General features: G+C 62.3%; 23 protein-coding genes. 19 read left to right on the top strand and 4 right to left on the bottom strand.

Going from position 1 to position 26,704, the window contains the following annotated elements:
- Nucleotide 1: 1 nt before the first annotated feature.
- The 7 genes from hisH to coaA are packed head-to-tail and all read left to right on the top strand — an operon-like array spanning nt 2 to nt 4,316.
- Complete coding sequence (hisH, locus tag AMK05_RS00230) at nt 2-652, top strand: imidazole glycerol phosphate synthase subunit HisH (protein WP_064835504.1); 651 nt, start codon at nt 2-4, stop codon at nt 650-652.
- Nucleotides 653-704: 52 nt separating this feature from the next.
- Nucleotides 705-887, top strand: a complete 183-nt coding sequence (locus AMK05_RS00225; protein ID WP_064835502.1) for a hypothetical protein — start codon at nt 705-707, stop codon at nt 885-887.
- Nucleotides 884-1,441, top strand: a complete 558-nt coding sequence (locus tag AMK05_RS00220) for a hypothetical protein (protein ID WP_064835500.1) — start codon at nt 884-886, stop codon at nt 1,439-1,441. The genes AMK05_RS00225 and AMK05_RS00220 overlap by 4 nt, the downstream gene beginning before the upstream one ends.
- A gap of 6 nt (nt 1,442-1,447) precedes the next feature.
- Entirely contained in the window at nt 1,448-2,194 is a 747-nt protein-coding gene (hisA, locus tag AMK05_RS00215) for a 1-(5-phosphoribosyl)-5-[(5-phosphoribosylamino)methylideneamino]imidazole-4-carboxamide isomerase (protein ID WP_064835498.1), read from the top strand.
- Entirely contained in the window at nt 2,195-2,983 is a 789-nt protein-coding gene (gene hisF / locus AMK05_RS00210) for an imidazole glycerol phosphate synthase subunit HisF (protein ID WP_064835495.1), read from the top strand.
- 17 nt (nt 2,984-3,000) lie between these two features.
- Complete coding sequence (locus AMK05_RS00205; RefSeq protein ID WP_003589483.1) at nt 3,001-3,324, top strand: phosphoribosyl-ATP diphosphatase; 324 nt, start codon at nt 3,001-3,003, stop codon at nt 3,322-3,324.
- A complete protein-coding gene (coaA, locus tag AMK05_RS00200; RefSeq protein ID WP_049732684.1) occupies nt 3,321-4,316 on the top strand; it encodes a type I pantothenate kinase in 996 nt (331 codons plus the stop codon). Before AMK05_RS00205 ends, coaA begins: the two co-directional genes overlap by 4 nt.
- Nucleotides 4,317-4,325: 9 nt before the next feature.
- Here coaA and AMK05_RS00195 read toward each other — a convergent pair whose 3' ends face one another.
- The 3 genes from AMK05_RS00195 to AMK05_RS00185 all read right to left on the bottom strand — a co-directional run bounded on the left by AMK05_RS00195 (nt 4,326) and on the right by AMK05_RS00185 (nt 7,130).
- Nucleotides 4,326-4,955, bottom strand: coding sequence for an alpha-ketoglutarate-dependent dioxygenase AlkB family protein (locus AMK05_RS00195; protein ID WP_064835493.1), 630 nt, complete (start codon nt 4,953-4,955; stop codon nt 4,326-4,328).
- Nucleotide 4,956: 1 nt separating this feature from the next.
- Nucleotides 4,957-5,400, bottom strand: a complete 444-nt coding sequence (gene arfB / locus AMK05_RS00190; protein WP_064835491.1) for an alternative ribosome rescue aminoacyl-tRNA hydrolase ArfB — start codon at nt 5,398-5,400, stop codon at nt 4,957-4,959.
- A 119-nt stretch (nt 5,401-5,519) separates the two neighbouring features.
- A complete protein-coding gene (locus AMK05_RS00185; protein WP_064835489.1) occupies nt 5,520-7,130 on the bottom strand; it encodes a phosphoenolpyruvate carboxykinase in 1,611 nt (536 codons plus the stop codon).
- Nucleotides 7,131-7,467: 337 nt separating this feature from the next.
- On the opposite strand from AMK05_RS00185, the gene AMK05_RS00180 reads away from it, so the two are divergent.
- The 12 genes from AMK05_RS00180 to trxA all read left to right on the top strand — a co-directional run bounded on the left by AMK05_RS00180 (nt 7,468) and on the right by trxA (nt 25,267).
- Nucleotides 7,468-8,205, top strand: coding sequence for a response regulator transcription factor (locus AMK05_RS00180; RefSeq protein WP_190237340.1), 738 nt, complete (start codon nt 7,468-7,470; stop codon nt 8,203-8,205).
- A gap of 79 nt (nt 8,206-8,284) precedes the next feature.
- On the top strand, nt 8,285-10,075 hold the full coding sequence (locus AMK05_RS00175) for a sensor histidine kinase (RefSeq protein ID WP_064835486.1): 1,791 nt from the start codon (nt 8,285-8,287) through the stop codon (nt 10,073-10,075).
- Nucleotides 10,072-10,521 (top strand): HPr kinase/phosphorylase, encoded by a 450-nt coding sequence (locus AMK05_RS00170; protein WP_064835484.1) that lies wholly within the window; start codon nt 10,072-10,074, stop codon nt 10,519-10,521. The genes AMK05_RS00175 and AMK05_RS00170 overlap by 4 nt, the downstream gene beginning before the upstream one ends.
- A 150-nt stretch (nt 10,522-10,671) precedes the next feature.
- Nucleotides 10,672-11,073: a PTS sugar transporter subunit IIA gene (locus tag AMK05_RS00165; protein ID WP_003544139.1), complete on the top strand. Its 402-nt coding sequence runs from the start codon at nt 10,672-10,674 to the stop codon at nt 11,071-11,073.
- Nucleotides 11,074-11,082: 9 nt separating this feature from the next.
- Nucleotides 11,083-11,358, top strand: coding sequence for an HPr family phosphocarrier protein (locus AMK05_RS00160; RefSeq protein WP_003544133.1), 276 nt, complete (start codon nt 11,083-11,085; stop codon nt 11,356-11,358).
- 332 nt (nt 11,359-11,690) lie between these two features.
- Nucleotides 11,691-13,091 carry an adenosylhomocysteinase gene (gene ahcY / locus AMK05_RS00155; protein WP_064835482.1) on the top strand — a complete coding sequence of 467 codons (1,401 nt, stop codon included), beginning with the start codon at nt 11,691-11,693 and terminating at the stop codon, nt 13,089-13,091.
- 203 nt (nt 13,092-13,294) lie between these two features.
- Complete coding sequence (locus AMK05_RS00150) at nt 13,295-15,880, top strand: PAS domain-containing sensor histidine kinase (protein ID WP_064835480.1); 2,586 nt, start codon at nt 13,295-13,297, stop codon at nt 15,878-15,880.
- Entirely contained in the window at nt 15,877-17,388 is a 1,512-nt protein-coding gene (gene tsaE / locus AMK05_RS00145; RefSeq protein WP_064835478.1) for a tRNA (adenosine(37)-N6)-threonylcarbamoyltransferase complex ATPase subunit type 1 TsaE, read from the top strand. Before AMK05_RS00150 ends, tsaE begins: the two co-directional genes overlap by 4 nt.
- A 13-nt stretch (nt 17,389-17,401) precedes the next feature.
- The gene (locus AMK05_RS00140; RefSeq protein WP_064835476.1) at nt 17,402-18,133 is read left to right on the top strand and encodes a nucleotidyltransferase family protein; all 732 of its coding nucleotides are present in this window, start codon (nt 17,402-17,404) and stop codon (nt 18,131-18,133) included.
- 3 nt (nt 18,134-18,136) lie between these two features.
- A complete protein-coding gene (gene addB, locus AMK05_RS00135) occupies nt 18,137-21,331 on the top strand; it encodes a double-strand break repair protein AddB (protein WP_064835474.1) in 3,195 nt (1,064 codons plus the stop codon).
- Nucleotides 21,324-24,875 (top strand): double-strand break repair helicase AddA, encoded by a 3,552-nt coding sequence (addA, locus tag AMK05_RS00130; RefSeq protein ID WP_064835472.1) that lies wholly within the window; start codon nt 21,324-21,326, stop codon nt 24,873-24,875. Before addB ends, addA begins: the two co-directional genes overlap by 8 nt.
- Before the next feature lie 71 nt (nt 24,876-24,946).
- Nucleotides 24,947-25,267 (top strand): thioredoxin, encoded by a 321-nt coding sequence (trxA, locus tag AMK05_RS00125; protein WP_004672616.1) that lies wholly within the window; start codon nt 24,947-24,949, stop codon nt 25,265-25,267.
- Between the two features lie 73 nt (nt 25,268-25,340).
- Here the strand turns inward: trxA and AMK05_RS00120 are convergent, their stop codons facing one another.
- Nucleotides 25,341-26,693 (bottom strand): bifunctional folylpolyglutamate synthase/dihydrofolate synthase, encoded by a 1,353-nt coding sequence (locus AMK05_RS00120; RefSeq protein WP_171899729.1) that lies wholly within the window; start codon nt 26,691-26,693, stop codon nt 25,341-25,343.
- Between the last annotated feature and the right edge of the window lie 11 nt (nt 26,694-26,704).

Genomic DNA, 26,704 nt, shown 5'->3' with positions numbered 1-26,704 from the left:
GATGCGCGTCGCGATTATCGACTATGGTTCCGGCAATCTGCGCTCGGCGACCAAGGCTTTCGAGCGGGCCGCGCGCGAGGCGGGCATCGATGCGCAGATCGATCTCACCGACAAGGCTGAGGATGTTGCCGCGGCCGATCGTATCGTGCTTCCGGGCGTCGGCGCCTATGCCGATTGCCGGCGCGGTCTCGATGCCGTTCCCGGCATGGCCGAGGTGCTGATCGAGTCCGTCGAGAAGAAGGCGCGGCCGTTCCTCGGCATCTGCGTCGGCATGCAGCTGATGTCCTCGCGCGGCCTCGAAAAGACCGTGACGCACGGTTTTAACTGGATCCGCGGCGATGTGATCGGGATGACGCCCGATGACCCGCAATTGAAGATCCCGCAGATCGGCTGGAACACACTCGACCTGCAGCGGGACCACCCGGTCTTTAACGGCATTGCGACCGGCCCGGACGGGCTGCATGCCTATTTCGTGCATTCCTATCATCTGGCCGCCGAAAATGCCGACGACGTCATCGCGACCGTCGACTATGGCGGTGCGATGACCGCTCTTGTCGGACGCGACAACATGGTCGGTGCACAGTTTCACCCGGAAAAGAGCCAGAAACTCGGCTTGGCGCTGATCGCCAATTTCCTGCGCTGGAACCCGTAATACCGCCGCCTCATTTCCCCTTTATGGAAACGGCGGAACAGGAGTGCGCTCGATGCCGGCGTCGCGGAAATCAGGCCAGGTATTTTACACGCTGAGACCTTCCAGAGAAGGCCTGCCTCCCTTCTCCGACCTCCGGCTTCCCGACGGAACGATCATCCGCCGTGTCGATGAGACCATTCACAAGAGAGCGCTTTCCAATGCAGCCAAGGCGTTGAAAGAAAGGCTGGACCGATGATCCATGAATTCCTTGCCGGCAACGAGAATTCGCAGCTGCGCGCCAACGGCATCAACGCCGCCGACATCGCCGAGGCCGTGCTGGAATTTTATATCGAAGGCGAGGACGATCTGATCGGTCTGCTTGCCTACGCCCTCTACGAGCGGCAGAAACGCGATTTCGTCGTCAGCTATCGCAAGCGCAATGCCGGCCGTTCGCCCAATGAGGCTGAACTTGCCGCGGTCGCCGGCAATTATCTCTCGACCGACCTGCGCAATACGCTGCGCGACCGCGCCTCGCAGATCCTTTCGAGTTATGCCGAAACCTATGTGGAGGCGATGGAGCCGGAAATCCGGCTCGCCGCCGTCAACAGCCAGGCGCTACGCGAGGTGCGCGACATCGAAAAATCGATGAAGCGGCGCCTCGGCTTCTGGCGCCAGGTTCGCGCCGGCTTTACCGTCACCCTGCTCCTTCTTCTGCTTTTCGGCGCGGCCACCATTGCCGCTGTCTTTTTCCACTCGGATATCGTAGATGCGTGGAATGCGCTGATGGTACCGACCACTCTACGGACGTAAGACGATATGATCCTTTTTCCCGCGATCGACCTGAAGGGCGGCCAATGCGTCCGCCTGAAGCTCGGCGACATGCAGCAGGCGACGGTCTACAACACCGATCCGGCCGCCCAGGCGAAATCCTTCGAAGACCAGGGTTTCGAATGGCTGCACGTGGTCGATCTCGACGGCGCCTTTGCGGGACATTCGGCCAATGGCGACGCCGTCGAAGCAATCCTCAAGGCGACGAAAAATCCGGTGCAGCTCGGCGGCGGCATCCGCACGCTCGATCATATCGAAGCGTGGCTCGTGCGCGGGCTGCGGCGCGTCATTCTCGGCACCGTCGCGGTGCGCAATCCTGATCTGGTCATCGAGGCCTGCCGGAAATTTCCAGGCCATGTGGCCGTCGGCATCGATGCCAAGGGCGGCAAGGTGGCCGTCGAGGGTTGGGCGGAGGCATCCGAACTCGGCATCGTCGAACTCGCCCGAAAATTCGAGGGCGCCGGTGTCAGCGCGATCATCTACACCGATATCGACCGCGACGGCATCCTGACCGGCATCAACTGGGCATCGACGCTTGCGCTTGCCGATGCCGTCTCCATTCCCGTCATCGCTTCCGGCGGCCTTGCCTCCATCGAAGACATCAAGCGCATGCTGCAGCCCGATGCGCAGAAGCTGGAGGGGGCTATTTCAGGTCGCGCGCTTTATGACGGCCGGATCGATCCGGCGGAAGCACTGGCGCTGATCAAGGCCAGCAAGGCAAGGGAGACCGCGTAAATGACCCTCAAAGCCCGTGTGATCCCCTGCCTCGACGTCAAGGACGGCCGCGTCGTCAAGGGCGTCAACTTTCTCAATCTCGTCGATGCCGGCGATCCGGTCGAAGCGGCGAAGGCCTATGATGCGGCCGGCGCCGACGAACTCTGTTTCCTCGACATCACCGCTTCCTCGGACAATCGCGAGACGATCTTCGACGTCGTGTCGCGCACGGCCGATCAATGCTTCATGCCGCTGACGGTCGGCGGCGGGGTGCGCGCCATCGCCGACATCCGCAAGCTGCTGCTTTGCGGCGCCGACAAGGTCTCGATCAATTCGGCAGCGGTCAGCAATCCCGATTTCGTCACTGAGGCGGCCGACAAGTTCGGCGACCAATGCATCGTCGTTTCGATCGACGCCAAGCGCAGGCGTAGCCAAGCGGTTGGCGGCGACAATCTCAGCGCCTGGGAAATCTACACGCATGGCGGCCGCAACGCGACCGGCCTCGACGCCGTCGAATTCGCCCAGAAGATGGTCGAGCGCGGCGCCGGCGAGCTGCTGGTCACCTCGATGGACCGCGACGGCACCAAGGTCGGCTACGATCTGGAACTGACGCGGGCGATCGCCGATGCGGTGCGTGTACCCGTCATCGCGTCGGGCGGTGTCGGCGACCTCGACGACCTCGTCGCCGGGGTGAAGGAGGGCCATGCCAATGCCGTGCTCGCCGCCTCGATCTTCCACTTCGGCACCTATTCCGTCGGCGAGGCGAAGCACTATATGTCGAAGTGCGGCATCGACATGCGTCTCGACTGAACCTTGAAAGCGGACATATGAGCGGATTTTCCCTTTCCGATCTCGAAAGCATCGTCGCAGAGCGGTCGACAGCCTCGCCGGAGCAATCCTGGACAGCCAAGCTCGTTGCCGCCGGCCAGCCGAAAGCGGCAAAGAAGCTCGGTGAAGAGGCGATCGAAGCCGTGATGGCGGCGGTGACCGGCGACCGCGACAATCTGACCTATGAAGCCGCCGATGTGCTCTATCACCTTTTGGTCGTATTGAAGATTGCTGAAATACCGTTAGAGAATGTCATGGCCGAACTCGAGCGCAGAACCGCGCAGTCCGGCCTCAAGGAAAAGGCCGGCCGGCAGAGTTCATGAGTATCGCGACTGAGATTATCGGGGTGCCGGAAACGTTGGATCACTTCCAGTCGGACTCCTATTCGCCCTACCACTTCTTCTCTTCCGAACAATGGGCGAAGTTCCGCGCCGATACGCCGCTGACGCTGACCAGCGACGAAGTCAAACGGCTGCGTTCGATGGGCGACCCGATCGATCTCGACGAAGTCCGGCGCATCTATCTGTCGCTGTCGCGTCTGCTGTCGGCACATGTCGAATCCTCGCAGATGCTGTTCGAACAGCGCAACCGCTTCCTCAGCCTTTCCGATGTGACGAAGACGCCCTTCGTCATCGGCATTGCCGGCTCGGTCGCCGTGGGAAAATCGACCACCGCCCGTATCCTCAAGGAGCTACTGGGGCGCTGGCCTTCCAGCCCGAAGGTCGACCTCGTCACCACCGACGGCTTCCTTCATCCGAATGCCGTGCTGCAGCGGGAAAAGCTGATGCAGCGCAAGGGTTTTCCGGAGAGTTACGACACGGCCGCGATCCTGCGCTTTCTCTCGGCGATCAAGGCCGGGCAGCCGGATGTGAAGGCGCCCAGCTATTCGCACCTCGTCTATGACGTGCTGCCGGACGAATACAAGATCGTCGACCGGCCCGACATTCTGATCTTCGAGGGGATCAATGTGCTGCAATCGCGCGACCTGCCGGCCGGCGGCAAGATCGTGCCGATGGTCTCCGATTTCTTCGATTTCTCGATCTATATCGATGCCGCCGAAGACCAGATCCATAACTGGTACGTCGCCCGCTTCATGCGGCTGCGCGAGACCGCCTTCCGCGATCCGAACTCCTTTTTCCATCGCTACGCCTCGATCAGCGATGCGGAAGCGCTCGAAATCGCCGGGGATCTCTGGGCGAATATCAACCTGAAAAACCTGCGCCAGAACATCCTGCCGACGCGGCCGCGTGCCGATCTCATCCTGAAAAAGGGCAAGGATCACCTGATCGAGCAGGTGGCGCTGCGGAAATTATAGCAGGCGATTCTATTCCGACGATCCATCAGACGCAGTGACGCGGCGCAGCGTCAGATTGATGCGGCCGCCATTCTTCAACAACGTCGAGGTTGCCGGATGAATGCGGTCGACGCCGTGGAAACAAAGCCTCCCCTTGCCGCCCAGCACGACCAGGTCGCCGCTCATAAGCTTGAAGGATAGCGTGCGATCATTGCGGTTGAGGCCGCCGACGCGGAAGAGGCAGCTGTTGCCCAGCGAGATCGAGACGACAGGCGCCCGCAGATCCCTCTCGTCCTTGTCCTGATGCAGACCCATGCGCGCGTCGTCGGCGTAGAAATTGACCAGACAGGCTTCCGGCGGCTTGTCGTAACCGGACACATCATTCCAGATATCGAGCAATTCCTGCGGCATGTCGGGCCAGCGCCTGCCGGTTGCCGGATGCGTCGGCTGGTAGCGGTAGCCGCGCTCCTTGTCCGTCACCCAGCCGAGCGGCCCGCAATTGGTCATGCGCACCGACATCGGCTTGCCGGTGCCGGGCATGACCGGCACATAAAGCGGCGCCTCGGCGACAATGGTGCGGATTACCTCCACTAATGCCTCCTGACGTGCCCGGTCGAGATAGCCGGGGAGATGGCGAATGCCGCTCAACAGTCCCGGCATGTCATTCACTGCCGCTGCCACCGGGGCGGCCGCGCATTTTCTTGACTTCCGAGCGGCCCGATTTTTCCTTCAGGCGGCGTTCGACCGAACCCTTGGTCGGCCTGGTCTTCTTGCGCGGCGGCGGCGGCGGCTTGGCGGCCTCCAGAATCAGCTCCTTCAGCCGTTCGCGCGCATCCTCGCGGTTGCGGTCCTGGCTGCGAAACCGGCTCGCCTCGATCATCAGCACGCCGTCCTTCGACAGGCGCCGGCCGGCGAGCTTGACCGCATTGGTTTTGACGCGCTCATTGAGCGACGGCGAATTCTGGATGTTGAAGAACAGCTGGACGGCGGTCGAGACCTTGTTGACATTCTGCCCGCCGGGACCGCCGGCCAGAACGAACTGTTCCGTCAGCTCCCATCCTGATATGGTGATCCTGTCATCGATATAGAGCGCGTCGCTGGCCATGCGGCGTTCTATCTCACATCGGCGGCGAATTGAAAATATCGGCGGTCAACCGAAAAACCCGGCAATCCTGCGATGCCGGGTTTCACGTGAGTCAGAGATTTTTTAAGGCAGGCTTCGATTTATTCAGCCGCAACCTTTACGCCCGGAGCCGCATCGCGGACGCCGCCATCGACGTGACCCTCGAATTTGGCGAAATTGGCGATGAACATCGAGACCAGCTTTTCTGCCTGCGCGTCATAGGCTGCCTTGTCGGCCCAGGTCGAGCGCGGGTCGAGGATGCTGCTGTCGACGCCGTTGACGGAAACCGGCACGGCGAAGCCGAAGTTGGTGTCCGCACGGAATTCGACCTGGCCGAGTTCACCGGTCAGAGCAGCCGCGAGAAGGGCGCGCGTCGCCTTGATCGGCATGCGCTTGCCGGTGCCATAGGCGCCGCCGGTCCAGCCGGTATTCACCAGCCAGCATTCGACGCCATGGCGGCTGATCAGTTCCTTCAGCAGGTTGCCGTATTCAGCCGGATGCCGCGGCATGAAGGGCGCTCCGAAGCAGGTGGAGAAGGTCGCTTCCGGCTCGACGACACCCTTTTCGGTGCCGGCCACCTTGGCGGTGTAGCCGGAAAGGAAGTGATACATCGCCTGGTCAGGCGTCAAACGGGCGATCGGCGGCATGACGCCGAAGGCATCGGCGGTCAGCATGATGATCGTCTTCGGATGCCCGGCCCGGCCGGTTTCCGAAGCGTTCGGGATGAAATCCATCGGATAGGCGCAGCGGGTGTTCTCGGTCAGTGAGCCATCATCGAAATTCGGCTCGCGGCGCTCGTTCAGCACGACGTTTTCGAGCACGGTGCCGAAACGCTGCGTCGTCGCATAGATTTCCGGTTCGGCTTCGGCCGACAGGCGGATGGTCTTGGCGTAGCAGCCGCCTTCGAAATTGAAGATGCCGTTTTCGCTCCAGCCGTGTTCGTCGTCGCCGATCAGCGTGCGGGCCGGATCGGCCGACAGCGTCGTCTTGCCGGTGCCGGACAGGCCGAAGAACACCGCCGCATCACCATTCGGGCCGACATTGGCCGAGCAGTGCATCGGCATAACGCCCTTGGCCGGCAGCAGGTGGTTGAGAACGGTAAAGACCGACTTTTTCATTTCACCGGCATAGGAGGTGCCGCCGATGAGGACGAGACCATTGGTCAGGTCGCAGGCGATCACCGTTTCCGAACGGCAGCCGTGGCGGGCCGGATCGGCTTTGAAGCTCGGCAGATCGATAATCGTCAGCTTCGGTGCAAAGATCGGCAGCGCTGCGGCGTCCGGGCGGATCAACAGATTGCGGATGAACAGCGAATGCCAGGCAAATTCGGTGACGACACGGGTCGGCAGAGCATGGCCTTCCTCGGCACCGCCGATGAGATCCTGAACGAACAGGTCCTTGCCGACGGCATGCGCCAGCATATCCGCGCGCAGCAGCGCGAAATGCTCCGGCGAAAGCGGCTTGTTGTTGTCCCACCAGATTTCGCCATCGGTATTGCTGTCGCGAACGACGAACTTGTCACGCGGCGAACGGCCGGTGTGCTGGCCGGTGAGGGCCCGCAGCGCACCTTGAGCGGTCAGTTCGGCTTCGCCCCGGCGGATCGATTCTTCATAGAGCGCGGCGGCGGAAAAGTTGTAGCGAACGCTGGCTGCGCCGCCCAATCCAACCGTTGCCAGCTCTGTTGCCGGGTTATGAACTCCGAACATTTCCATGGCTAGTTCCCTTCGCTCAGGCTCGTTGCCGTTAAAACTAATCGCGAAAATACGGGGAGAAATTTTAAAACACAAGAGACCAAACTTGAAAAAATATAGTAATATCAATTATTTAATCGATTTAAATTTAACGCCATAATTTTAAATCGTTTTAGATGAACGCGTTGAAACATTTTACCGCACCACTCACGATTGCCTTCGAATTCGACGACAATCTTTCCCTTTATCTTTGCCACAATTTGTTCCACCTTTATCCTCCATAAGCGCATCCGGTCACTGAGACCGCCTGGGGAAAGCAAATCCGGGAGATTGCGCACTGATGATGGAGATCAACACCATGCCGACAATCGCGCTCGTTGATGACGACCGCAACATCCTCACCTCGGTGTCGATCGCACTGGAGGCCGAAGGATATAAGGTCGAGACCTATACGGACGGTGCTTCGGCCCTCGACGGCCTGCTGGCGCGGCCGCCGCAGCTGGCGATCTTCGATATCAAGATGCCGCGCATGGATGGCATGGAATTGCTGCGCCGGCTGCGGCAGAAATCGGACATTCCCGTTATCTTCCTCACCTCCAAGGATGAGGAGATCGATGAGCTCTTCGGCCTGAAGATGGGCGCCGACGATTTCATCACCAAGCCGTTTTCGCAGCGCCTGCTGGTCGAGCGCGTCCGCGCCGTGCTGCGCCGCGCCTCAAGCCGTGAAGCCGCGGCCGCCGGCGCCAGCCCCGCCGGCGGCGCGCCGAAGAACGGCGCCGTGCAGCAGGCCCGTTCGCTGGAGCGCGGGCAGCTGGTCATGGACCAGGAACGCCATACCTGCACCTGGAAGGGTGAGGCCGTGACCCTGACGGTCACCGAATTCCTGATCCTGCATTCGCTGGCGCAGCGCCCCGGCGTCGTTAAAAGCCGCGACGCGCTGATGGACGCAGCCTACGACGAACAGGTCTATGTCGACGACCGGACCATCGACAGCCACATCAAGCGGCTGCGCAAGAAATTCAAGATGGTCGACAACGACTTTGATATGATTGAAACACTCTACGGAGTGGGATACCGCTTCCGCGAAGCAGCCTGAGCCCAAACGGCGCAGCGCGAGACGCAATTAAGGGCTGCGGGCCGGTTTATCCGGCCCCGCCCTTCGAAAGGGCCAGTCGTTGGCACAGTTGGTACAGGAAAGGGATCTTGACGATGCGGAGGGCGTGAGCACCCGTCGCGTCAGAGGCCGCCGTTGGTCGCATCCCTTCACGCTGATCCGCCGTATCTTCGGCAATGCCGTGTTCTCGAGCCTGACGCGGCGCATCCTGTTCTTCAATCTCGTCGCGCTGGTCGTGCTCGTCGGTGGTATTCTCTATCTCAACCAGTTTCGCGAGGGACTGATCGACGCCCGCGCCGAGAGCCTTTTGACGCAGGGCGAGATCATCGCCGGCGCCATTTCGGCTTCGGCGTCGGTCGATACCAACTCGATCACCATCGATCCGCAGAAGCTGCTCGAGCTGCAGGCGGGTCAAAGCATCACCCCGGTACCGAACGACGAGGACCTCGAGTTCCCGATCGATCCTGAGAAGGTCGCGCCGGTGCTGCGCCGGCTGATCTCTCCGACGCGCACACGCGCCCGCATCTTCGATGCCGATGCCAATCTGCTGCTGGATTCGCGCCATCTTTATTCGCGCGGCCAAGTGCTGCGCTTCGACCTGCCACCGGTCGAGGAGGAGAAGCAGACCTGGAGCGAATGGTTTGCCACCCTGTTCAACAAGGCGCTGCAGCCCGGCAACCTGCCGCTCTACAAGGAAGCGCCGGGCGGCGACGGCTCGATCTATCCTGAGGTGATGAACGCGCTCACCGGCGTGCGCGGCGCCGTGGTGCGCACGACCGAAAAAGGCGAACTCATCGTTTCGGTTGCCGTGCCGATCCAGCGTTTCCGCGCCGTGCTCGGCGTGCTGCTGCTGTCGACACAGGCTGGCGACATCGACAATATCGTTCATGCCGAGCGGCTTGCCATCATGCGCGTCTTCGGCGTCGCCACGCTCGTCAACGTATTGCTCTCGCTGGTACTTTCGTCGACGATCGCCAATCCGCTGCGCCGCCTTTCGGCCGCCGCCATCCGGGTCCGGCGCGGGGCCAAAGCGCGCGAGGAAATTCCCGACTTTTCCGCCCGCCAGGATGAAATCGGCAATCTTTCCATTGCCTTGCGCGAGATGACGACGGCGCTTTACGACCGCATCGATGCGATCGAGAGTTTCGCCGCCGATGTCAGCCACGAACTCAAGAATCCGCTGACGTCGCTGCGCAGCGCCGTCGAAACGCTCCCGCTTGCCCGATCCGACGATTCCAAGAAGCGGCTGATGGACGTCATCCAGCATGATGTGCGCCGCCTCGACCGGCTGATCAGCGATATCTCCGACGCCTCGCGCCTCGATGCCGAACTCGCACGTGTCGATGCCGGTTCGGTCGACATGGAGGTGCTGCTGCGCGACCTCATCGAGGTTTCCCGCCAGGTCAGGAGCACCAAGAAGCAGGTGGAGATCGAATATGCGATCGAACGCAAGCCGAACGTCAAGACGCGCTTCGTCGTCAACGGCCACGACCTGCGCATCGGCCAGATCATCGCCAACCTGATCGAGAATGCCCGCTCCTTCGTGCCTGAGAAGGGTGGCAAGATTACCGTGCGGCTGGTGCGGACACGGTCGCGCTGCGTCACCACGATCGAAGACAATGGCCCCGGCATTCAGGCGGAAAATATCGACCGTATCTTCGAGCGCTTCTATACTGACCGGCCGGAATCGGAAGGCTTCGGGCAGAATTCGGGGCTCGGCCTGTCGATCAGCCGCCAGATCGCCGAGGCCCATGGCGGCTCGCTGAGAGCGGAGAATATCACCGATGCCGAGGGCGGACAGGTGCTCGGCGCCCGCTTCATCCTCGCTTTGCCCCTTGATGCCGCCGCATGACGGCGTCTCCGAACATCCATGCGACGGCAATCATCGTCGGCAGGACGGGGCTTCTGTTCAGCGGCCCCTCCGGCTGGGGAAAATCGATGCTGGCCTTCACCTGCATGACCGAGGCGCGCCAGCTCGGGCTGTTTACAGCACTGGTCGCCGACGACCAGGTTCTTCTCTCTGAAGAGACCGGGACCGTGATGGCCACATGCCCGCCATCGATTGCCGGGCTGATCGAGCTTCGCGGCACCGGCATCGTCCGGCAGGAGCATGTGCCCCAGGCGGCGATGCATTATGCCGTGCTACCGGGCAGTGCTTCCGGTGAAAACCGTGTGCCGCCGGAGGGCGAAATCGTCAGCCTGGCGCCCGGTCTTTCACTTCCCGCATTGCGGTTGCTCACAGGCGTCTCTTCACCGCTTGCAATCCTGATGGCGAAAGCACCCGATATCGGGCATTGACGCCTTCCGGATTGATCAATCTGCCTTATATATTCGCATTTTTATCTTGCACTTCGGCTTTTCATCGCCAAGATGTGCCCCCACCGGTGGACGTAATTGCTGCATTGCGATATTGGGGCCACCGTTCGCGTATATGGGAGCAGTAATATCATGATCGGACTTGTGCTTGTCACTCATGGCAAGCTGGCTGAAGAGTTTCGTCATGCTGTCGAGCACGTCGTCGGTCCTCAGAAATTCATCGAGACGGTCTGTATTGGCCCCGAAGACGACATGGATCAAAGGCGGCAGGACATTCTGGAAGCTGTTTCCGGTGCCGACGACGGCCATGGCGTCGTCATTTTGACCGACATGTTCGGCGGCACGCCGTCCAATCTTGCCATTTCCGTCATGAGCAGCGGCCATACCGAAGTCATTGCCGGGGTCAACCTGCCGATGCTGATCAAGCTCGCCGGCGTGCGTGGCGAGAACAATATGGAGAAAGCGCTGGTGGAGGCTTCCGAAGCCGGACGGAAATATATCAATGTCGCGAGCCGCGTGCTCAGCGGAAAATAACGGCCCTTCATGACATCGCTCTCCCGGGAACTCCTCATTATCAACAAGCGCGGCCTTCACGCGCGCGCCTCCGCCAAATTCGTACAGATGGTCGAGACCTTCGACGCCGCCATCACCGTTTCCAAGGACGGGATGACGGTCGGCGGCACCTCTATCATGGGCCTGATGATGCTGGCGGCAAGCCCCGGCTCGAGCGTCGTCGTCTCGGCGAGCGGCAGCCAGGCCGAGGAAGCCCTTGAGGCCCTGGACCAGCTGATCCAGAACCGGTTCGGCGAAGAGATGTGAGCAGTTTGAACTGCTGCATAATTTTATCCTTAGATCGATTCTGATTTCAGGAGTTCTGCAGCGGGTCCAGCTCATATAAACATATAAAGACTTCTTTATATCCTTATTGCCTTCCCATCCGAAGCCTGCTAAACGGCTGATATGCCGTGCGCTGGAGCACGCCGCATCGAACCTGCTTCATGCGACGCGCTTCGGCTCTCTTTTTTTGCATGTCGTCATCCCGGAACCGCTGCGCATCTCCGGGCGACCTGCATCAGGACGCGGCCCATCCATCGCGCGGTCATCTTCGCGCCTGCGCCAATTTTGAGACGTTTTTCAGCCTGGAGACCTCTATGAGCACTGAAAAAGATTATGTCGTCGCCGATATCGGGCTTGCGGATTTCGGCCGCAAGGAAATTACCATCGCCGAAACCGAAATGCCGGGGCTGATGTCCTGCCGCACCGAATTCGGCGACGCAAAGCCGTTGAAGGGCGCGCGCATCACCGGCTCGCTGCACATGACCATTCAGACGGCTGTGCTGATCGAAACGCTGGTGGCGCTTGGCGCCGAAGTCCGCTGGGCCTCGTGCAACATCTTCTCGACGCAGGATCACGCGGCTGCCGCGATCGCCGCTGCCGGCGTTCCTGTTTTCGCCATCAAGGGTGAGTCGCTCGAGGATTACTGGGTCTATACCGACAAGATCTTCCAGTGGGCCGATGGCGGCCTTTCCAACATGATCCTCGATGACGGCGGCGACGCCACCATGTACATCCTGCTCGGCGCCCGCGCCGAAGCCGGCGAGGACGTGCTGTCGCATCCGCATTCCGAGGAAGAGGAAATCCTCTTCGCACAGATCAAGAAGCGCCTCGCCGCTTCGCCGGGCTGGTTCACCAAGCAGCGCGACGCGATCAAGGGCGTCACAGAGGAAACGACGACCGGCGTCAACCGCCTCTACCAACTCAGCCAGAAGGGCCTGCTGCCCTTCCCGGCGATCAACGTCAACGATTCCGTCACCAAGTCGAAGTTCGACAACAAGTATGGCTGTAAGGAATCGCTGGTCGACGGCATCCGCCGCGGCACCGACGTGATGATGGCCGGCAAGGTTGCCGTCGTCTGCGGCTACGGCGACGTCGGCAAGGGTTCTGCCGCTTCGCTCTCCGGCGCCGGCGCCCGCGTGAAGGTCACCGAAGCCGATCCGATCTGCGCCCTGCAGGCCGCCATGGACGGTTATGAAGTCGTGCTGCTCGAGGACGTCGTTTCCTCGGCCGATATCTTCATCACCACGACCGGCAACAAGGACGTCATCCGCATCGACCACATGCGTCAGATGAAGGACATGGCGATCGTCGGCAATATCGGCCACTTCGACAATGAAATCGAAGTCGCCGCGCTGCGCAATCTCAAGTGGACCAACGTCAAGCCGCAGGTCGACCTGATCGAGTTCCCCAAGGGCAACCGCATCATCCTTCTTTCCGAAGGCCGCCTGCTCAATCTCGGCAACGCCACCGGTCACCCCTCCTTCGTGATGTCGGCCTCCTTCACCAACCAGACGCTGGCGCAGATCGAGCTCTTCACCAAGCCCGGCCAGTATTCCAACCAGGTCTATATCCTGCCGAAGCATCTCGATGAAAAGGTCGCACGCCTGCATCTCGACAAGCTCGGCGTGAAGCTGACTCAGCTTTCCGAGGAACAGGCTGCCTATATCGGCGTCTCGCCGAAGGGCCCGTTCAAGTCCGACCACTACAGATATTGATCTGATCGTTAATATCCACAAGATGTAGAAGCCGCAGCATTGACAAATGCCGCGGCTTATTTTTTGGGCGCTCCCTTCCCGCCGATTCCCATCCGAAGTATTGTTTTAAGACTTGATTCGTGGCGCCGGACCCTGTCCGGCCGCTCCGGAAATGGGATGTCTTGTCGTAATGCGGCACATTGAAGGACGGAGACATACCGCGGATGTCGGAACTGAAAAACAGCCTGCCCGGTCAGGCGGATGATGGCGTTCGCGCCGGTCGCCGCCCGCTGATCGCAGGCCAACAACATCAATCTGCAACGGCACACGAGGCCGCAAAGCAAGAGCATGGATCATTGGCGCGCTTTCTGAAAGCCTGCGCGGCCGGTACGGCGCTTGCCGCGCTGGCGCGGCCGGTTCTGGCACAGACGGAGCAGCAGGCGGCGGCCTCGGCTCACCTCTTCACATCTTCGCAGGTCGTCGGCGTTTCCGTCGTCATCGGCGTCATATCGGCAGCACTGCTTTCGACATTGTGGCTGGTGCGCCAGCGCGGCAATCTGGAAAGCGAGAGCCGGGAAATCCGCTCGGCGCTTTCCGATGCCCAGCAGCGCATTTCGCAATATCAGGCGCTGATCGCCGACAAGAACCGAAGGATCGTCATCTGGGACGGCAATGCCCGTCCCGAACTGCTCGGCCAGCTACCGCCCGAGACCGGCGCGCCGCAGGACGGCGAATTCCTGGCCTTCGGCCTCTGGCTGAAGTCACGCTCGGCCGCCGATCTGGAGAAGGCCATCGACCGGCTGCGCGACGGGGCACAGAGCTTCGACATGGTGGTCGAAACCATCCGCGATGAAATCCTCGAGGCGCAGGGCCGGGTTTCCGGCGGTCGCGCCTTCGTCCGTTTCGTGGCGCTCAACAATCTGCGCGCCGAGCTTGCCGAACTCCGGATCGAGCGCGACCGGCTGATGACGTCGATCTCGGCCTTCCAGACCATGCTCGACGCGATCGACATGCCGGCCTGGCAGCGCGATCCGGCCGGCCGCCTCACCTGGGTCAACCAGGCTTATGGCGAGGCCGTCGAAGCGCGCTCGCCGCAGCAGGCGATCAATGAAGGTCGCGAGATGCTGACGACCGTGGCGCGCGAACGCATTCGTGCGACGACGGCGCCGGAATCGCCCTTCCATGACACGATCTCGACGGTGGTGCACGGCAACCGCACCTTCTTCGACGTCGTCGACGTCAGGCTTCCCGGCGGTTCGGCCGGCATCGCGATCGATGTGTCAGATATAGAGGCGGTGCGCGCCGAGCTGGAACGGACGCTGAAGAGCCATGCCGAAACGCTCGACCACCTCGCCACGCCCGTCGCCATCTTCGACGGCGACCGCCGGCTGCAATTCTACAACCAGGCCTTCGTCGCGCTCTGGGAGCTGGATATCGCCTTCCTCGAAGGCCGGCCGGATAATAGCGAGCTGCTCGAGCGGCTGCGGGCCGCCAAGAAACTGCCGGACCAGCTCAACTGGAAGAGCTGGAAGGAAGCGGCCCTTTCCGTCTACCGCGCGCTCGACACGCAATCCGACCTCTGGCACCTGCCGAATGGGCAGACATTGCGTGTCTTTGCCACCGCCCATCCGCAGGGCGGCGCCACCTGGGTGTTCGAAAACCTAACCGAGCAGGTCGATCTCGAAACGCGCTACAACACGCTGGTCAAGGTGCAGGGCGAAACGATCGACCATCTTTCCGAAGGTGTGGCGGTGTTCGGCCCGGATGGACGCATTCGCCTGTCGAACCCGGCTTTCCGCGCGCTCTGGGGGATCACCGAAACCGAAGCCAAGCCCGGCACCCATATCCGTGCGCTGGGCGAGGCCTGTGCGCCGTCCTATGACCGGCCGGACGGCTGGAAGACCTTCGCGGAACTGATCACCAGCTTCGACGACGAACGCCGCTCGGGCCAGGGAACGCTGGAACTCTTTTCCGGCCTGGTGCTCGACTATGCGGTCATTCCGCTGCCAAACGCCCAGACCATGCTGACCTTCGTCAACATGACGGACAGCGTGCGGGCCGAGCGGGCGCTGACCGAGAAGAACGAAGCGCTGCGCAAGGCCGATGAGCTGAAGAACGACTTCGTCCAGCATGTCTCCTATGAGCTGCGCTCGCCGCTGACGAATATCATCGGCTTCACCGACCTTCTGCGCACGCAAGGCGTCGGGCCGCTGAACGAACGGCAGGCCGAATATATCGACCATATCTCAACATCGTCCTCGGTTCTCTTGACGCTCGTCAACGACATTCTGGACCTTGCGACGGTCGATGCCGGCATTATGCGGCTCAACTATGCGGAAATCGATCTCAACGACCTGCTCGACGACGTCTCCATGCAGATCGCCGATCGCCTGCATGAAAGCGGCGTCGCGCTCGAAATCACCGCGCCGGCCTATCTCGGCTCGATCGTCGCCGACCCGCAGCGTCTGAAGCAGATCCTGCTGAAGCTGCTTTCCAACGCGGCGAATTTTTCGCCGGAGGGCACCTCGATCTCACTGGAATGCCATCGCGAAGGCACGGATTTCGTTTTCGCCGTCAGCGATCGCGGCCCCGGCATCTCGCCTGATATGATCGCCACCGTCTTCGACCGTTTTGCGACGGGCGCAAAAAGCGGCAAACGCGGCGGTGCCGGCCTCGGCCTGTCGATCGTCGACAGCTTCGTCAGCCTGCATCACGGCGACGTGACGATCGACAGCGAGCCGGGCAAGGGCACGACCGTCGTCTGCCGCATCCCCTCGGTCGATATCCCGCATTCCGCTGCCGCCGAATGACGACCGGCGATACGATCTCGGTTTTCCTGAAAGATGAAGCGGCAACCATCCGCCTCGGCGAAGACCTGACGCTCGCCCTGAAAGCCGGCGATTGCCTGGCCCTTTCCGGCGATCTCGGTGCAGGCAAGTCCTCGCTCGCCCGCGCGATCCTGCGCGCCATTGCCGACGACGAGCGGCTCGAAGTCCCGAGCCCGACCTTCACGCTGGTGCAATCCTACGATCTGCGCTTGCCCGTTTCGCACTTCGATCTCTACCGGCTCGGCCATCCCGCCGAACTGACGGAGCTCGGCTTCGACGAGGCCCTGGAGAACGGCATCTGTCTGGTCGAATGGCCCGAGATGGCTGAGGGCGAACTGCCGGCCGAGCGCATCGCACTGCGACTCGACCATGAAGGCGGCGGCCGGCGGGCAACGATCAATGCCACGGGTACCCAGGCTCTGCGCATCCATCGTGTTCTGGCGATCCGCAGCTTCCTCGACAAGGCCGGCTATCCAGATGCGAAACGCCGTTTCCTGACCGGCGATGCGTCGCTGCGCGCCTATGAAGCGATCTATCCGGATGGCGCTCCGCGAAAAATACTGATGGATTGGCGCCCGCACCCCGAGGGACCGCCGGTCTTTGACGGCAAGCCCTATCCCAAGGTCGCGCATCTCGCACAGAACGCCTATCCTTTCGTTGCGATTGCCGAAGCCTTGCGCGAGCGGGGGTTTGCGACGCCGGAGATCTACCAGGTCGATTATGAGCAGGGCATCCTGCTGATCGAGGATCTCGGCACCGAAGGTGTGCTCGATGACGACGGGCGGCCAATCGCCGAACGTTATCGGCAAAGTGTCGCCTGCCTTGCCCATCTTCATTCCATGCAGATCCCTCAGGATATCCCGGTTTCGACAACGCATACGCACCACATTCCGGACTTCGACCGCACGGCAATGAAGATGGAAGTGCAGCTTGTGCTCGACTGGCACATTGGCTGGAAGCGCGGTACACCGCCCACGGATGCCGAACGGGCGGAGTATCTGGCGATCTGGGATGGGCTCATCGACGAGCTCGCAACAGCCGAGAAAAACTTGCTGCTGCGCGACTTCCATTCGCCGAATATCATCTGGCGCGAAGAGGAAAGCGGTATTCGCAAGGTCGGCATCATCGACTTCCAGGATGCGATGATCGGCCCGACCGCCTATGACCTTGCTTCCATCGTTCAGGATGCACGCGTGACGATCGAACCGGGGCTTTTCCGGCAACTGATGGACGACTACCTTGCCCTTCGCCGGGCCCAGGGCGGCTTCGACGAAGCCGGATTCATGAAGGCCTGGGCGATCATGTCGGCGCAGCGCAACTGCAAGCTTGCCGGTCTCTGGGTGCGGCTGTTGCAGCGCGACGGCAAGCCCGGTTACCTCAAACATATGCCGCGAACGCTTGCCTATCTCCAGGTCGCGTTCGAGCACGAAGCGCTTGCCCCCTTGCGCGATTGGTGCACAAGGGCTGGAATAGGCCAGAGCGAATCATAAGTTCCGGATCAGGATGACCATCAGACAAGCCATGGTACTGGCCGCGGGTCTTGGAACCCGCATGCGCCCGATCACCGACACGATCCCGAAGCCGCTGGTGAAGATCGACGGCAAGCCGATGATCGACTATGCGCTGGATTCGCTCGTGGCCGCCGGTGTCGAACGAGCCGCCGTCAATGTTCACCATCACGCCCACCAGATGCTCGATCATCTGAGGAATTATCCCGGGCTCGACATCATCATCTCCGACGAGCGGGAGGCGCTGATGAATTCCGGCGGCGGGCTGGCGAAAGGGCTGAAGCTGCTGACCCGCGAAAATGTCTTCGTCATGAATGCCGATCTCTTCTGGATCGGCGAACAGCCGGGGCGAGCGACGAATCTGGAGCGCTTAGCCGGATTCTTCGATGCCGCGCGCATGGATATGGCGCTGCTTTGCGTGAGGATAGAGGATACCACGGGCCACAACGGCAAGAACGATTTCGGCATGGCAGCCGACGGCCGGCTGACGCGGTATCGCGACGATCCCTCCAATCCCGTTGTCTATGCCGGCGCGATCGTCATGAACCCGTCGCTGCTCGACGACGCGCCGCAGGATGCCTTCAATCTCAATATCTATTTCGACAAGGCGATCGCAAGCGGGCGGCTTTTCGGCATGGTGCTCGACGGCCACTGGCTGACGGTGGGAACGCCGGCGGCGATCGGCGAGGCGGAGGAAACGATCCGCAGGTTGCGGGCGTTCGCGTGAGCTATGGCGGAGCGGCACCAGCCACGCATTCTGACGATCCCGGCGGGCCTCTCCTTCCTGAAAACGTTGGCGACGACACTTTGCGACGGCCGGCTGACGCCACTCTTCCGGCATGAGGCCGACGATCCGCTATCGCTTGCCAGAGTGACGATCTATCTGCCGACCCGGCGCGCCGTACGCGTGCTGCGCTCGGAATTCGTCGATCTGCTCGGCGGCCGCTCGGCGATCCTGCCGGTCATCCGTCCCCTCGGCGAAACCGACGACGACAGCGGTTATTTCGACGAGGCGCTGCCGGCAACGATTGATCTTGCCCAGCCGCTGTCGAATACCGCCCGCCTGCTCGAGCTTGCCCGGCTGATCCTCGCCTGGCGCAACAAACTGCCGGAGATCGTCCGCCACATTCATTCGGATTCACCGCTGGTGGCGCCGGCAAGCCCAGCGGATGCGATCTGGCTCGCCCGCAACCTTGCGGAACTGATCGATTCGATCGAAACCGAGGATCTCGACTGGTCGGAACTATCGAAACTCGACACCGGCGATTACGCCGCCTGGTGGCAGCTGACGGCGGAATTCCTGCAGATCGCTAGCGCCTTCTGGCCGGAGCGGCTTTCCGAGCTCGGAAAATCCTCGCCGGCACGGCACCGAAATGCCATTCTGCGGGCCGAAGCAAACAGGCTTTCGGCGACGAAGCCCCTCGGGCCGATCATCATCGCCGGTTCGACGGGCTCGGTTGCCGCCACCGCCGATCTCATTGCCGCCGTCGCCAATCTGCCCGAGGGCGTGATCGTGCTTCCGGGGCTTGATCTCTCCATGCCGGAACGGCACTGGCAGATGGTGGCGCCGGAGCTTTCACCGGGCCAGCACGCCAATCCCGCGAGCCGAAGCCATCCGCAGTATGGCCTGTCATCGCTGCTCAAGCGGCTGAAGCTGACGCGCGCCGACGTGACGCTGCTCGACAGGCCGGAAACCGATCTCGACCGGCGCGCCGAAATTCTGTCCCGGGCACTCGTTCCGGCAGAGGCGACCAGCGATTGGGGCGCCTGGAAGAGTGAGCTGCCCGAGGACGCTTTCTCTTCGGCTTTCGCCGATGTTTCGCTGATCGAAGCCGCGAACGAACGCGAGGAAGCGACCGCGATTGCCATTGCGCTCCGGCTGGCATTGGAAAGACCGGGGCAGGACGGCGAAAGCCGGGCGGCCCTCATCACCCCGGACCGCAATCTTGCCCGCCGGGTGATGGCGGAGCTTTCCCGCTTCGGCATCCTCGCCGACGATTCGGCCGGCACGCCGCTTGCGGCGACGCCGCAGGGCACGCTTCTGCAATTGCTGCTGGAGGCGGCATTGCGCCCGGGCGATCCCGTGGCGATCGTCTCGTTGCTCAAACATCCGCTGGCCCGCTTCGGCCTGGAACGCAATACATTGATTTCCGCCACCGAGGCGCTCGAGCTACTGGCGTTGCGCGGCGGCGTGGCCGAGGTCGATATCAGCAGGCTCGAACCGTTGCTGACCCAGCAGCTTGGCGAACAGGCTGAGGATAGGCACGCGCCACAATGGCGAAAGGCGCTTTCGCCCGACGCCGCCGATGCCGCCTACGACCTTGCCCAGCGGGTCACAAAGGCGACCGAGCCGCTGGCTTCGGCCTTGATCCGGCACCGGCCGGAAGATCGCGGGAGGACAGCTGGTTTCACCTTGTCCGAATGGGCGGAGCGCACCGGCCGCGCGCTTGAAGCGGTGGCAGCCGATCCGCACGGCAATCTCGCCGATCTCTGGTCTGGTGAAGCCGGAGATGCGCTCGCCGCCCTGCTCGGCGAAGTGATCGACACCAACGGCCAGATGGAGGCCGACGGGCCGCAATGGATCGACATCATGGCAGCGCTTGCCGCCGGTCATGCGGTCAAGCCGCGGGCGATCAGCCATCCCCGCCTCTTCATCTTCGGTACGCTGGAAGCCCGCCTGCAGAGCGTCGATACGCTGATCCTCGGCGGCCTGAACGAGGGCACCTGGCCGGGGCAGACCGCCAACAATCCCTTCATTCCGCGCATGATGAAGACGGAGATCGGACTGGAGCCGCCGGAACGGCGCATCGGCCAGCTGGCGCACGACTTTGAAATGGCGAACGGCACACGCCATCTGATCTATGCGCGCGCGCTGCGCCAGGGCTCGACACCGACGGTCGCCTCGCGCTGGCTGCAGCGGCTGCTGGCGCTTGCCGGAGAGGCGTTCGAAGCCGAATTGAAGGGACGCGGTAACCGGTTCCTCCAATGGGCCGGCCTGATCGATCGCGGAGAAGCCCAGGCACCAGCACAGCGACCCTCGCCGAAACCACCACTGGCACTGCAGCCGACATCCTACTCCTTCAGCGAAGTCGGCCGGCTGCGCCGGGACCCCTACGCCATCTATGCCCGCCGCATCCTGCGCCTCGATCCCGTCGATGCGTTCAACCGCGATCCCGGAGCGGCCGAACGCGGCACGCTCTACCACAAGATCATCGACCGGTTCATTCGCGAGGCCCATGTCGCCGGCACGCCTGAGGCAACAGCGGCGATGGAGCGTATCCTTTCCGAGCTTTTCGACATGGAGCAACTGCCGCCGCATATCGATGCCGTGTGGCGGCCACGTTTTCGTGCGGTGGCTCGCGCCTTCCTCGACTGGGAGGCGGGACGGCGGCCGGGCATCCGCAAGACGCTGACGGAGGTTCGCGGCGGCATCGAACTGGAACCGATCAATATCCGGCTCAACGGTGTTGCCGACCGGATCGACGTCACCGGACCGAACGCCGCCGATATCATCGACTACAAGACCGGCTACAATCCCTCGCCGGCGCAGGCGCGGGTGCTCCTCGATCCGCAGCTTGCGCTCGAAGCGGCGGCCTTGCGCGGCGGCGCCTTCCGTGATGCCGGCAGTCTCGTGCCGCAGGACCTGCTCTATGTCCGCTTGCGGCCGGGACGCCGCTTTCAGGTCGACACCGTCAACAATGAGAGCTCGGCGCGCAGCGACAAGGCGAAATCGGCGATGGATCTCGCCGAGGAGTCGATCGACCAGTTGGTCAAGTTCGTGCGCTTGCTGCAATCCGGCGAAAAGGGCTTCACCTCACGGCTCATCCCGGCACAGCAATTCGATTTCGGCGGCGACTATGATCATCTCGCCCGCGTCTCCGAATGGTCGACGGCAGAAACCGAGGAAGGCGGCGGCGATGAGTGACGTGACGGCGCTTCCCAACGACGACGATCCGGGCGCCTGGATCGGCTGGACGACGATCCAGCAGGCGATCGCCTCCGATCCCGAGCGCTCCGCATGGGTCTCGGCCAATGCCGGCTCCGGCAAGACGCATGTGCTGACCCAGCGCGTCATCCGGCTTTTGCTTGCCGGTGCGCGGCCGTCCGCCATTTTATGCCTCACCTATACCAAGGCTGCCGCCTCGGAAATGTCGAACCGCGTCTTTGAGCGGCTGGCGGACTGGGTGGTGCTCGACGATGAAGCTCTTGGCCGGCGGATCACCCAGATCGAGGGGACGGCGCCTGACGGAATTAAGCTCGCCGAGGCCCGCCGGCTGTTTGCCAAGGCGCTGGAGACACCCGGCGGACTGAAGATCCAGACGATCCACGCCTTTTGCGAGGCGCTGCTGCATCAATTTCCGCTGGAGGCCAACGTCGCCGGGCATTTCTCGGTTCTCGACGACCGCGCAGCAGTGGCGCTGCTTTCCGACGCCCGCCGGGCGCTGCTGACGGCTTCCGCGCCTGAGGGAGACAGCGCCCTTGCCGAGGCATTCGCCTATGTGCTCGATCTCGGCGACGAGTCCGGACTGGAGAACCTGCTCGGCGACATCGTCGCCAATCGCAACGCCATCCGTCGTTTCACCGCGGCGGCCGAACAGCAGGGCGGTGTCGAGATGGTTTTGCGCGAAAGGCTCGGTCTCACGCCCGATGACACCGAAAGCCGGATCGCAGCGCAATATTGGCCGCTGCCGGAGCTTAGCGGCGGCATGCTGGAGCTTTATCTGTCGCTTGCCGACCAGAAGGGCGGCGCGAAGGCGCAGGAAGTTGCCTACGGCCTCAGGCTTGCCGGGCGGGAACGCGATGATGCAAAACGCGCGGAGTTTCTCGAGAAAATCTTTCTGACGGTGAAGGGCGAACCGAAGGCGGATTCGCAATTCACGGTTAAGGCGATGCTTGCCGAAGCTCCGCAGCTGGCGAACGCCATCGCCGCGGCTCGCGCCCATGTCGCCGCAAGCCGCGACCGGCTGAAACTGATGCGGATGTACGGCGCCACGCATGCCGCCCTCGTGCTCGCCGACCGGCTGAATCACGACTATGAGGAATTGAAGAAGCAGCGCAGCCAGCTCGATTTCGAGGACCTGATCACCCGCACCGCCGACCTGCTGACGAAGAGCGGCGTCGGCCCCTGGATCCACTACAAGCTCGATCGCGGCATCGACCATATCCTCGTCGACGAGGCGCAGGATACCAGCCCGATCCAGTGGAGCGTCATCCAGTCGCTCGCCGAGGATTTCTTCTCCGGCGAAAGCGCCCGGCCGATCGTGCGCACGCTCTTTGCCGTCGGCGACGAGAAACAGTCGATCTATTCCTTTCAAGGGGCACGGCCGGAGCGGTTTTCCGAGGAAAGCGACCGGACGCGGCGGCGCGTGTCCGACAGCGGGCAGAATTTTTCCTCCGTGCGGCTGCCGCTTTCCTTCCGCTCGACCGCCGATGTGCTCGAGGCCGTCGACCATATTTTCAGGGAACCCGACAATTCGCGCGGCCTCAGCGCGCTTAACGAACCGGTCGTGCATCGCTCCAGCCGCATCGGGCATCCCGGCGCCGTCGATCTCTGGGAGATGGTCGCGCCTGAGGCGGTGGTCAAGGTGGAGGACTGGACGGCGCCCTTCGACGCGACGCCGGAAAGCGCGCCGGCCGCAATCCTGGCGAGGCGGATCGCCCATTCGATCGGCGCGCTCGTCGGCCGAGAGACGATCATCGACAAAGGCAAAGAGCGCCTGATCGAAGCTGGCGACATCCTGGTGCTGGTGCGCAGACGCGACGCCTTCGTCAATGCCTTGACGCGCGCCTTGAAACGCCGCGGCGACATTCCGGTCGCCGGCGCCGACCGACTGGTACTGACCAGCCATATCGCCGTGCAGGATCTGCTGGCGCTCGGCCGTTTCCTGCTGCTGCCGGACGACGATCTTTCGCTCGCCGCCGTGCTCAAAAGCCCGCTTTTCGATCTCTCCGAGGACGATATTTTTGCGGTCGCCGCCCTGCGCGGCGACAATGAGAGCGTCTGGAACCATCTCAAACGCTTCGCCGCCGACGGCACCGAGCGTTTCCGCGCGGCCGTGGAGAGGCTGGAGCTGTTCCTTCGCCAATCCAGGAGCCTGTCGGTTCATGATTTCTATGCGCGTGTGCTGGGCAGCCATGGCGGGCGGCGGCAATTCCTGGCCCGGCTCGGCACCGAAGTCAGCGATATTCTCGACGAATTCCTGACCTTCACGCTCGACCACGAGAGCGCCGGCCTTCCCGGGCTGCAATCCTTCATCTCGACGCTGGAGCTCGAAGCCCCGGTCGTCAAGCGCGAGCAGGATAAAGGGCGCAACGAAGTGCGGATCATGACGGTGCATGCCTCCAAGGGTCTCGAGGCTCCGATCGTTTTCCTGGTCGACGGCGGTTCGAAGGCCTTCACCCATACCCATCTGCCGAAGCTACGCCTGATCGAGACCGACGCCGACGAGCCGCCAATGCCCGTCTGGGTTCCGGTCTCCGATCTCGCCAATTCGCTGACGCAGAACGACGCCGTTCGTATCCAGATGCTCGCGGAAGAAGAATACCGCCGATTGCTCTATGTCGCCATGACGCGTGCCGCCGACCGGCTGGTCGTCTGCGGCTATCGCGGCGTGCGTGTGAGCAACGACACCTGGCATATGATGATCTCGACGGCGCTGCGCGACGACCATCCGCATGTCGAGGCGACCACATTCTCCAGTCCCGATGGCGAATGGCCGGGGATCAAATGGCGTGTGCCGCGGGTGGAACGAAGCTTCGAGCGTATCGACCGCAGCCGGGAGCGCGACAGCGAGGAGAGGCTGCCGGACGGTCTGTTGCGGCCATTGCCGCCGCAGGCCGAGCTGCCCCGGCCGCTTAGCCCCTCCGGCGCCGGGACGATCATCGATGAAGACGAGGGCGGCTTGCTCGTCGTTTCGCCGCTGTTCGGCGAGAAGGAGCCCAGCGATCGGTCAATGGAGAAGGGCCGGCTGATCCATCGCATGCTGCAGGCGCTTCCGGAAATTCCGCCTGCGGAGCGGGCCGATGCCGCAGGCCGCTATGCCGAACGGGCGGCGCGGTTCTGGCCGGAAGCCGAACGCCGCAAGCTCGTCGATTCGGTTCTGAAACTATTGGACGAAGAGGGTCTGCAGGCCGTCCTCGGTTCGCAGGCCCAGCCCGAGGTCTCGATCATGGGAACGCTGACGCTTGAAGACAGACGTTATGCCGTCTCCGGCCGCATCGACCGGCTTGCCGTCCTTGCCGATCGGGTCGTCATCCTCGATTACAAGACCAATCGGGTGCCGCCGGCGACAGAGTCGGCCATCCCCTTCGCCCACCGGGCACAGCTGGCGATCTATCGCGAGATCCTGGCGCCGCTCTATCCCGACAAGCCGATCGAGTGCATGCTCGTCTATACCGAGAACGCCTCGCTTTACACGCTGAGCGAAAAGGTACTCGGTTTGGCGCTTGCAGCGGTCAAGACAAAGTGAAATACCGGACATTGAAAATTTGGCACCGCACCATCACATGTGGTTCAACACCCGAGGTAAAGGAGCAGCCCATGGCTACCGTGAAAGTCGATATCAACAACTTCCAGTCGGAAGTTCTGGAATCCGCAGAACCCGTCGTCGTCGATTTCTGGGCTGAATGGTGCGGCCCATGCAAGATGATTGCGCCGAGCCTTGAAGAAATCTCCGTCGAGATGGAAGGCAAGGTCAAGGTCGCCAAGCTGAATATCGATGAGAATCCGGAACTCGCCGCACAGTTCGGCGTCCGCTCCATTCCGACGCTGGCGATCTTCAAGGGCGGCGAAGTTGCCGACATCTCGGTCGGCGCCAAGCCGAAGACCGCGCTTTCGAACTGGATTTCGAACGCTGCCTGATCGATTGATATCGCATTGATGAAAAAGCCCGGTGATGCCGGGCTTTTTCATTTCATATTCTTCATTTCGCCCATCATTTCGGCGGCGTGCCGTTGTCCGACAGCACATCGCCGACGAGATAGAGAGAGCCGCCGACGAGGATGCGCGGCGGCAGACCCTCCGGATCGGTAACGGCCTTTATCGCTTCGAGCGCCTCACCGACTGTCGACATCGGTTCGGCAACCAAGCCGGCATCATAAGCGGCGTTCGACAAGATCACCGGGTCGATCATCGCCTCGCTGCCGCGGATCGGCACGCAGAAGACCTTCTCGACCAAGCCGGCGAAGGCTTTGAAATAGCCGACCGGGTCCTTGGTGTTGATCATGCCGATGATGAGGAAAAGCGGCCGCGACTGGCGCTCCTCGAAATTGGCCATGGCTTCGGCGATCACTTCGCCGGCACCGGGATTGTGCCCGCCATCGATCCAGATCTCGGCGCCGGCGGGCGCATGCGCCAGCAGCCGGCCCTCGCCCAGGCGCTGCAGCCGGCCCGGCCATTCCACCGAATTCATCGCCTTTTCCATCATCGTCTCGGTGACGGTGAAACCCGCCGCCTTGACGGCGCGGATGGCGGCGGCGGCATTGGCATATTGATGGCGGCCTGGAAGGCGCGGCAACGGCAGGTCGGCAAGACCGAATTCGTCCTGATAGACGAGCCGGCCATATTCCTCATGCGCCATGAAATCCTGCCCGAAGACGGCGCTCGGGCAATGCAGCCGTTCGGCCGTCGACATCAGCACGTCGAGTGCCGCGTCATATTCCTGGTGGCCGATGACGACAGGAAGCCCCGGCTTCATGATGCCGGCCTTTTCGGCGGCGATCAGTTCGACCCTGTCGCCGAGATAGGGCTGATGATCCAGCGAAATGGGCATGATCACCGAGACGGCCGGATCGGAAATGACATTGGTGGCGTCGAAGCGGCCGCCGAGGCCGACTTCGATGATCGCGGCATCGGCCGGCTGTTCGGAAAACAGGATGAAGGTGACCGCCGTCAGGATTTCGAAGACGGTGATGTGCTGTCCGCCATTGGCATCGGCCACACGCCGCAGGGCCTCGGCAAAGACGGCGTCATCGACAAGCTGCCCGCGCCCGCCCGCCACACCGATGCGATAACGCTCGTGCCAATTGACGAGATGTGGCGAGGTGTGAACGTGAGCGCTGTAGCCGCCGGCTTCGAGCAGAGCGCGGCAGAAGGCGGTGACCGACCCCTTGCCGTTTGTGCCGGCGACATGGATCACCGGCGGCAGTTTCCGGTGCGGATTGCCGAGCACATCGAGAAGACGGATGATGCGGTCGAGAGACAGATCAAAACCCTTGGGATGCAATCCCATGAGCTTGTCGATCTCCTGTGCTGCCTCACTCACCGCGGTTTGGCCTCTGGGTATCAATTCGGCACCCC

Source organism: Rhizobium sp. N324, assembly GCF_001664485.1.
Classification (GTDB): domain Bacteria; phylum Pseudomonadota; class Alphaproteobacteria; order Rhizobiales; family Rhizobiaceae; genus Rhizobium.
This window is presented reverse-complemented; position numbering and strand designations above follow the sequence as displayed.

Coding starts and splice junctions, on each gene's coding strand:
- AMK05_RS00170 (WP_064835484.1), top strand. CDS start 10,072: ATGACGGCGTCTCCGAACATCCATGCGACGGCAATCATCGTCGGCAGG.
- AMK05_RS00185 (WP_064835489.1), bottom strand. CDS start 7,130: ATGGAAATGTTCGGAGTTCATAACCCGGCAACAGAGCTGGCAACGGTT.
- hisA (WP_064835498.1), top strand. CDS start 1,448: ATGATCCTTTTTCCCGCGATCGACCTGAAGGGCGGCCAATGCGTCCGC.
- arfB (WP_064835491.1), bottom strand. CDS start 5,400: ATGGCCAGCGACGCGCTCTATATCGATGACAGGATCACCATATCAGGA.
- AMK05_RS00180 (WP_190237340.1), top strand. CDS start 7,468: ATGCCGACAATCGCGCTCGTTGATGACGACCGCAACATCCTCACCTCG.
- AMK05_RS00225 (WP_064835502.1), top strand. CDS start 705: ATGCCGGCGTCGCGGAAATCAGGCCAGGTATTTTACACGCTGAGACCT.
- ahcY (WP_064835482.1), top strand. CDS start 11,691: ATGAGCACTGAAAAAGATTATGTCGTCGCCGATATCGGGCTTGCGGAT.
- addB (WP_064835474.1), top strand. CDS start 18,137: ATGGCGGAGCGGCACCAGCCACGCATTCTGACGATCCCGGCGGGCCTC.
- hisH (WP_064835504.1), top strand. CDS start 2: ATGCGCGTCGCGATTATCGACTATGGTTCCGGCAATCTGCGCTCGGCG.
- AMK05_RS00160 (WP_003544133.1), top strand. CDS start 11,083: ATGACATCGCTCTCCCGGGAACTCCTCATTATCAACAAGCGCGGCCTT.
- AMK05_RS00165 (WP_003544139.1), top strand. CDS start 10,672: ATGATCGGACTTGTGCTTGTCACTCATGGCAAGCTGGCTGAAGAGTTT.
- AMK05_RS00220 (WP_064835500.1), top strand. CDS start 884: ATGATCCATGAATTCCTTGCCGGCAACGAGAATTCGCAGCTGCGCGCC.
- tsaE (WP_064835478.1), top strand. CDS start 15,877: ATGACGACCGGCGATACGATCTCGGTTTTCCTGAAAGATGAAGCGGCA.
- AMK05_RS00140 (WP_064835476.1), top strand. CDS start 17,402: ATGACCATCAGACAAGCCATGGTACTGGCCGCGGGTCTTGGAACCCGC.
- AMK05_RS00195 (WP_064835493.1), bottom strand. CDS start 4,955: ATGCCGGGACTGTTGAGCGGCATTCGCCATCTCCCCGGCTATCTCGAC.
- AMK05_RS00205 (WP_003589483.1), top strand. CDS start 3,001: ATGAGCGGATTTTCCCTTTCCGATCTCGAAAGCATCGTCGCAGAGCGG.
- AMK05_RS00150 (WP_064835480.1), top strand. CDS start 13,295: ATGTCGGAACTGAAAAACAGCCTGCCCGGTCAGGCGGATGATGGCGTT.
- trxA (WP_004672616.1), top strand. CDS start 24,947: ATGGCTACCGTGAAAGTCGATATCAACAACTTCCAGTCGGAAGTTCTG.
- coaA (WP_049732684.1), top strand. CDS start 3,321: ATGAGTATCGCGACTGAGATTATCGGGGTGCCGGAAACGTTGGATCAC.
- hisF (WP_064835495.1), top strand. CDS start 2,195: ATGACCCTCAAAGCCCGTGTGATCCCCTGCCTCGACGTCAAGGACGGC.
- addA (WP_064835472.1), top strand. CDS start 21,324: ATGAGTGACGTGACGGCGCTTCCCAACGACGACGATCCGGGCGCCTGG.